The sequence below is a fragment of the Thermogemmatispora sp. genome (assembly GCF_019683635.1).
Taxonomy (GTDB): domain Bacteria; phylum Chloroflexota; class Ktedonobacteria; order Ktedonobacterales; family Ktedonobacteraceae; genus Thermogemmatispora.
The window spans coordinates 1-6,622 of sequence record NZ_JADGIA010000250.1; the positions used below are offsets into that span (position 1 = coordinate 1).

7 protein-coding genes are annotated in these 6,622 nt (G+C 61.8%); 4 read left to right on the plus strand and 3 right to left on the minus strand.

What is annotated here, in order from left to right; all coding sequences use genetic code 11:
* Window positions 1–47: 47 nt before the first annotated feature.
* Window positions 48–941, minus strand: a complete 894-nt coding sequence (locus tag IRZ31_RS19215) for an NAD(P)-dependent oxidoreductase (protein WP_297156689.1) — start codon at window positions 939–941, stop codon at window positions 48–50.
* A 277-nt stretch (window positions 942–1,218) separates the two neighbouring features.
* Here IRZ31_RS19215 and IRZ31_RS19220 point away from each other — a divergent pair, with 277 nt between their 5' ends.
* The 3 genes from IRZ31_RS19220 to IRZ31_RS19230 all read left to right on the plus strand — a co-directional run bounded on the left by IRZ31_RS19220 (window position 1,219) and on the right by IRZ31_RS19230 (window position 4,614).
* Complete coding sequence (locus IRZ31_RS19220) at window positions 1,219–2,034, plus strand: NAD-dependent deacylase (protein WP_297156692.1); 816 nt, start codon at window positions 1,219–1,221, stop codon at window positions 2,032–2,034.
* Window positions 2,035–2,198: 164 nt separating this feature from the next.
* Window positions 2,199–3,521, plus strand: a complete 1,323-nt coding sequence (locus IRZ31_RS19225) for a hypothetical protein (RefSeq protein WP_297156694.1) — start codon at window positions 2,199–2,201, stop codon at window positions 3,519–3,521.
* A 58-nt stretch (window positions 3,522–3,579) separates the two neighbouring features.
* Window positions 3,580–4,614 carry a BadF/BadG/BcrA/BcrD ATPase family protein gene (locus IRZ31_RS19230; protein ID WP_297156697.1) on the plus strand — a complete coding sequence of 345 codons (1,035 nt, stop codon included), beginning with the start codon at window positions 3,580–3,582 and terminating at the stop codon, window positions 4,612–4,614.
* A gap of 12 nt (window positions 4,615–4,626) precedes the next feature.
* Here the strand turns inward: IRZ31_RS19230 and IRZ31_RS19235 are convergent, their stop codons facing one another.
* Entirely contained in the window at window positions 4,627–4,941 is a 315-nt protein-coding gene (locus tag IRZ31_RS19235) for a hypothetical protein (protein WP_297156700.1), read from the minus strand.
* A 114-nt stretch (window positions 4,942–5,055) separates the two neighbouring features.
* Entirely contained in the window at window positions 5,056–5,931 is an 876-nt protein-coding gene (locus tag IRZ31_RS19240) for an amidohydrolase family protein (RefSeq protein ID WP_297156702.1), read from the minus strand.
* A 210-nt stretch (window positions 5,932–6,141) separates the two neighbouring features.
* Between IRZ31_RS19240 and IRZ31_RS19245 the strand changes: the two genes are divergently transcribed.
* A partial coding sequence (locus IRZ31_RS19245; RefSeq protein WP_297156707.1) for a hypothetical protein occupies window positions 6,142–6,622 on the plus strand: 481 nt, incomplete at its 3' end.

Sequence of the window (6,622 nt, forward strand, 5' to 3'; positions counted from 1 at the left end):
CCCTTTCCCCCTCTCCTCCACTCTCCTGTCTCTCATCACCCCACCGCTTATGCCAGGCCGGCAGCTTCATCCACAGCCCGCGCCAGCGTTGTCCAGTCCTCCTCTCCCCGTCCACGAGCAACCCCACTGAGCAAGCGGTCATGGACAAGACCAGCCAGCGGCATCGGCACCCGAGCCTCATCCGCGGCATCCAAGACCAGGCCAAAGTCCTTAAGCGCCAGACGCTGCGAGAAACCAGGGGCAAAGCGACGCTCGGCAATCATCCGCCCATAGTTCTGATAGACCGAGCAAGCGAAAATCGTCTGAGCCAGCATCTCCATCAAAGCCGAACGCTCAACCCCCTGCTTCTCAGCCAGAGTCAGAGCCTCGGCCAGAGCCTCCAGAGCCGAACCGACAAGGAAATTAGCAGCCAGCTTCACCACATTCGCCAACGCCGGCTCATCCCCAAACGGAAAAACGGCCTGGCCCAGCAACTGCAAGAAGGGCAAGACCCGCGCCCTGGCCGCCGGCTCGCCGGCCAGACAAATCCAGAGCTTGCCAGCAGCCGCAGCATCAGGCCGTCCCACCACCGGAGCAGCTACATAGGCACAGCCTCGCTCTGCGTGCAAGCGCTGCATACGGCGCGCAATAGCAGGCGAGACAGTACTCAACGAGACATGCACCCCACCGGGAGCCAGACCGGCAAGCAGGCCATCATCACCCAACGTCACCGCCTCCAGCGCCGCATCATCTGCCAGCATCGAAAAGACGACCCCTCCCGGCTCAGCCAGGTCACGCGGGCGCTCAACGCGCTGTGCCCCCTCAGCCACCAGCTCCTCAGCCCGCGCAGGCGTACGATTATAGACTCGCAAACGGTAGCCAGCACGAAGCAGATTACGAGCCAGAGGCAGACCCATCCGTCCCAGACCAGCGAAGCCAAGCACGTTCAGACTCTCAGTCACCGTGTGCAAACCTTCCTTTCCTTTCCTTCGTATTCCTTAAGGAGCGCACGGAACCAGAACGGTAGCGGATCAAGCCGCCACCATAGAGCATCTTATCATTACCAGAAGAGAGAGAATACAGAACAAGAGGCAGAAAAACGATCAAAGCCCGACCTCCCCACCTCCCACCCTTGCAAGCAAGCGATGCACGCCATACATTATTGATATGGCGGAAAGTGAGCAAGGGACGAGAAGGAGCCAGAACCAGAAAACGGAAGACGCAGACAAAGAGAGAGACATGGAACAGAGCATTCCTCACGAACTCTGCCAGGCCCTGCGCCAGGCCAGGCGGATCGCCGTCCTGACAGGAGCAGGGATCTCAGCCGAGAGCGGCATCCCGACCTTTCGCGACGCCACCAGCGGTCTCTGGTCGCGCTTCAACCCGGAGGAGCTAGCGACGCGCGAAGCCTTCGAACGCAATCCACGCCGCGTCTGGGAATGGTACACCGAGCGGCGCCAGCAGGCCGCTACCGCCCAACCCAACGCTGGTCACCGCGCCCTGGCAGCAATGGAGCGCTACGTAGAAGAAGTCACCATCATCACCCAAAACGTCGACGGGCTGCACCAACGCGCCGGCAGCAGCCGCGTCCTCGAACTGCACGGGAACCTCTTCCGCACCAAGTGCTTTGCCCAGGACCACCCCGCCAACCCAGACATCGCCAGCCAAGAGGAGATCCCCCCACGCTGCCCCCGCTGCGGCAGCTACCTGCGGCCCGACGTCGTCTGGTTCGGCGAACTGCTACCAGAACGCACATACTACCAGGCACTCCAGGCCGTCCTCAGCTGCGACGTCCTGCTCGTCATCGGCACCTCCGGCATCGTCGAGCCAGCGGCCTCACTCCCCCACACCGCCCTGCGGGCAGGAGCGACCGTAGCCGTCATCAACCCCGAAGCGACGCCACTCTTACAAGAAGAGAGCAGCTACGGCCTCAAACCAAGCCGACTCTACGACCTGCGCGGCAAGGCAGGCAAGATACTCCCCGCACTTGTCAGCGCCGTCTGGGAGAGCCCCACCGACACCGAGCCACTGACCTACCACGGCGAAACCGGCTAAGCTGAGCTGAGGTGAGGACAGCCCCCGCCCTCGATTCAGCAGGCCAGACCAGATACCAGATAAGGGCAACTGGTCTGAGACAAGAGGATCTGGACAAGAGAGTGTATACTGGAATCATCTAGTTGTCTAGATCAGTCCAGTCCTGGGGAGGAGCGAAGCGAACCGTGGCCCGCATCAAACTTGCCTACATCGGAGGCGGTAGCACCCGCGCCGCTGGCACAATGGCCTCTTTCATCGCCCAAGGAGAGCACTTCAACGGCTCCGAAGTCGTCCTGATCGACCTGAACGAAGAGCACCTGAAGATCGTCCAAGCCATCGCCCGCAAACTGGCCCGCGCTCGTGGCCTGGACCTCACCATCACCATCACCACCGACCGGCGCGCCGGCCTACGCGACTGCGACGCCGTACTGACCAGCTACCGACCAGGGGGCTTCGAAGCACGACACCTTGACGAGAGCATCCCGCTTAAGCACGGCATCATCGGCCAGGAGACGCAGGGACCCGGTGGCTTCTTCATGGCACTGCGCAGCATCGCCGTCATGCAGGAGATCATCGCCGACATGGAAGCCGTCTGCCCACAGGCCCGGCTCTTCAACTACACCAACCCAATCAACATCATCTCAGAAGCCGTTACCCACCACAGCCCTATTCCCATCATCTCCTTCTGCGAAGGCCCTCTCATGGACGCCGCCCGTTTCGCACGCTACGCCGGCCTTGACCCCAGCCGACTCAGCGTGCGCTTCCGCGGCCTCAACCACGGCTCCTGGGGAATCAACCCACGCTACGACGGACAGGACTTTCTCCCACTGCTGGAGGAGACCTACGAGCGCCTGCGCCGCGAGCACCCTGAAGGCGAAGCCAGCCCCGACCCCGAGCTGCGCTATATGCTGCGGCAACTACGCCTGGCTGTGAGCATGCAGGCCCTTCCCAACCACTACCTGCAGTATTACTACTACAAAGATGAACTGCTAGCCGAGCTTCAGGCCAAGCCAACCACACGCGCCCAGGACATCATGGCCAGCGTCCCCGACTACTGGGCCCACTACCGCGAACAAGCCGAGCGCGAGACACCAACCCTCGACCCTGCGCGCTCACGCGGCGGCCTTCACGAGCTAGAGCTGGCCATCGACGTCATGGACGCCATCTACAACGACCGCGGCGAACTCTGGTACGTCAACGTTCCCAACCGGGGCGCTCTCCCTGGCTTACCCGACGATCGCGTGGTCGAAATCGTCGGCTACGTCGATCGCCAGGGCGTTACCCCACTCATCCACGAGCCATTACCCGCCCACCTGCGGGGTCTCATCGGCCAGCTCGCCGACTATCAGGCCCTGACCGCAGAAGCAGCCTGGCGTGGCAACCGGCGCGATGCCATCCGTGCCCTGGCCAGCCACCCTCTGGTCCTCTCCCTGAGCAAAGCAGAAGCACTCTACGACGAGATGGCCGCCGCCCACCGCGCCTACCTACCAGAGAGACTCTTGCACTAAGCTGGCAACGACAACCTGAACAAAGCAAGAACAAGACAAGGAGAGGAAGAGAGAAACGATGAGGAGCTGTGTCCTGGCAGTCGACGGCGGCAACACCAAAACCCTGGCCCTGGTGGCCACCCTCGATGGCCAGATCCGCGGCTACGGGCGCGCCGGCTGCGGAGACATCTACCACATTCCCCCGGGAGAGCAAGCCAGCGCGCATGAGCCTGCGGCTCTAGGGGAAATCGAGCGAGCCGTCGAGGCCGCTCTCAGACAGGCCGACTGCCACCCCACAGACCTGGAGGCAGCGGTCTTCAACATGGCCGGGGCCGACTGGCCGGAGGACTTCGCCCTGCTAGAGGCAGCCATGCGCGCTAGAGGCTACGGGCAGCGGCTGCTGGTGCAGAACGATGCCCTTGGGGTGCTCCACCCTGCCTGTATAGGAAGCACAACCAACAGCGGCGTCTCCGTCATCTGCGGCACCGGCGCCGCCACTGGAGCCAGAGGACCGGACGGGCGCACCTGGCACTCCAGCCACTGGCAGGACAGCGTCCAGGGAGCCGGCCACCTCGGCCAGCAAGTCCTGACAGCCGTCTTCCACGCCGAACTCGGCATCAGCCCACCCACCACCCTGCGCGAGCGGGTCCTCGCTTACTTTGATGCCAGGAGCGTCGAGGAGGTCCTGCACCGACTAACAGCGCGCCTCCCGCAGGAGCAGGAGACCCGCCCGCTGAGCGGACTGGCGGCTGCCCTCCTCGACGAAGCCGAGGCCGGCGATGGCGTCGCCCGCCGCCTGGTCCGCAAGCACGGCAGCGCACTGGGCGACTTCGCCAACGTTGCAGCCCAGCGCGTCGGCCTCGAAGGCCAGTCCTTCCCTCTTGTACTGGCCGGCGGCGTCCTGCGCCATCCCTCACCATTGCTGGCTGAGGCAATCATCGCCCGCGTGCACAGCCGCTCACCGCAGGCCCAGCCTACCCGCCCCCGCTTCGAACCAGTTGTCGGCGTCCTCTTCAGCGCCCTGGAACTGGCAGACCAGCGCATCGACGAGCAGCTGATCTCTCGCCTGCTGCCAACGCTGCCGCCAGCCAGCTTCTTCGACACCCTTGGCTGAGACGAAATGAGCCTACTTAATCCTGTCCAAAGCCACCACTGTGACCAAAAAGACAGTAAAGGAACCAGCCCCAAAGCTGAGCCAAGGCATGCTACCACCCACAATGACCAAACAGATCACCGCCAGAACGAGGATCGTCACCATTGCCATCAAAACGACCAGGAAGCGGAAAAGATTGACATGCTCTGCCCGAGACGGATAGACCTTCGAAGGCTCTCCGACCAGACGCGACTCAGGCCCACCGGCAGAACTAGCAGGCTGCGGCTCCCCTGCATAGTGTCCGTAGGGGACATCACGGAAGGCCTCGCCCTCCTGCTGAGACATCATCCCAAGGGTACCTCCCTTTCTGGCACCAAAGAGGAAACAACACTGAGGGATATACGGGTCAGGGGCCCAGGAAGTTACACGAGCAGAGTCTCCCCTGGAAAAGAGTGACAGCGGTCAGCCAAAGTGCATATGCGCCACCGCCGTATGAGCGAGCAGCTTCTGAGCATTGCGCCACAAAATCTTCTCACGCACCTCGGGAGTGAAAGAATCGAGCGCCTCGAAATCGCGCAGCCAGCGTTGCGGTGTAATGAAAGGATAGTCGGAACCGAAGAGAATACGGTCTTGCAGGCGCGTAGCTGCCTCACGCAGCAACGACTGAGGGATATACTTAGGAGACCAGCCAGACAGATCGTTGTAGACGTTGGTCTTATGCTGGAGAATGGCAATCATCTCATCGTGCCAGGGCCAGGAAGGATGCGCCCCGATAATCGTCAGGCCGGGGAAATCAGCGGCCAGCGCATCCAGATAGATCGGGCGGGTATAATCGAGCTTAATCCCCATTCCTCCCGGCACCCCCGCGCCCAGACCATTGGTCCCCGTATGGAAGAGGGCCGGCACCCCCAGCTCCTGAATCTTCTCCATCAGCGGATAGAAGGCCCGATCATTCGGATAGAAAGCCTGCACGCCCGGGTGAAACTTCACCCCAGCCAGGCCCAGGTCCTTAATCGCCCGTTCGACCTCCTTCACTGCCGCCTTCCCCTTATGGGGATCAACGCTAGCGAAGCCGATGAACTGCTGCGGATAGCGCTGCACAATCGCCGCCACATAATCGTTGCCCAGGGGAGGCAGGCCCGTCGCCGTCTCAGCATCCCAGGCCAGCAGCACCCCAATCATATCCACCGCTGCATAATCAGCGGCCAGCTGCTCAATATCCTTGAGCTTCACCTCCGTACGAAAAAAGCGCTCCGCGGCCTTCGCGTAAGGACCAAGGGTCACCTGGATAAACTCAGTCGTCGGCAGATGCACATGAAAGTCAATGGCACGTGGCACGGCCTGCACCTCCTCAAGCAGTACTCTAGCGCAGCGCAGCATCAGCCTGCCTGCCCTTCCCCCTATTGTAGCACAGGGCTAGCACCAGGTCCCCAGTAGCAGAGCAGCCCACAACGCCGCTGCCAGCCACCGCCTCCGAATTGACAATCACAGCCACTCCCCCTATACTTGTCTGCAGGCTCACCCAGGAAGAACAAAAGGGACGTGGCTATGTCGTTCACCGAAGATGAACTACAATCCTTCAATACCATACTCGAACGCCGCCTCACCATCCATCGCCAGGAGATGGAGCGGAGCTTCGAGCAGCGCCTCAGCATCCTGAGCCGCGATTTTGAGCAGCGCCTTAACCAGCTGCAACAGGAGCTGCTCCGCAACCTGACTCACAAACTCAACGACCAGCAGAACGAACTCAACATCGCCCTCAGCCAAAAGCTCGGCACCCAGCAAACACGCCTGGTCCAGGCCCTGGGACACGAAGTCGAACAGCGCCAGCAGCAGCAACAACAACAGATCGAGAGTGCCCTCGACCGCCTACTGGCCGCCCAACTGATGGGCATCGAGCAACTCCTCAACCAGCTGCTTAGCCAGCATGCTTCCACCCCCAGCCCTGACGAGAGCACAGCGAGTGGCCCCTCCACCACCAGTATCTTATACACATCTTACGCTGCCGACGAATTAGACGGGGTAGAAA

Excerpts from the sequence above, each read along its gene's own strand:
- IRZ31_RS19220 (WP_297156692.1), top strand. The coding sequence starts at position 1,219 with ATGGAACAGAGCATTCCTCACGAACTCTGCCAGGCCCTGCGCCAGGCC.
- IRZ31_RS19230 (WP_297156697.1), top strand. The coding sequence starts at position 3,580 with ATGAGGAGCTGTGTCCTGGCAGTCGACGGCGGCAACACCAAAACCCTG.
- IRZ31_RS19235 (WP_297156700.1), bottom strand. The coding sequence starts at position 4,941 with ATGATGTCTCAGCAGGAGGGCGAGGCCTTCCGTGATGTCCCCTACGGA.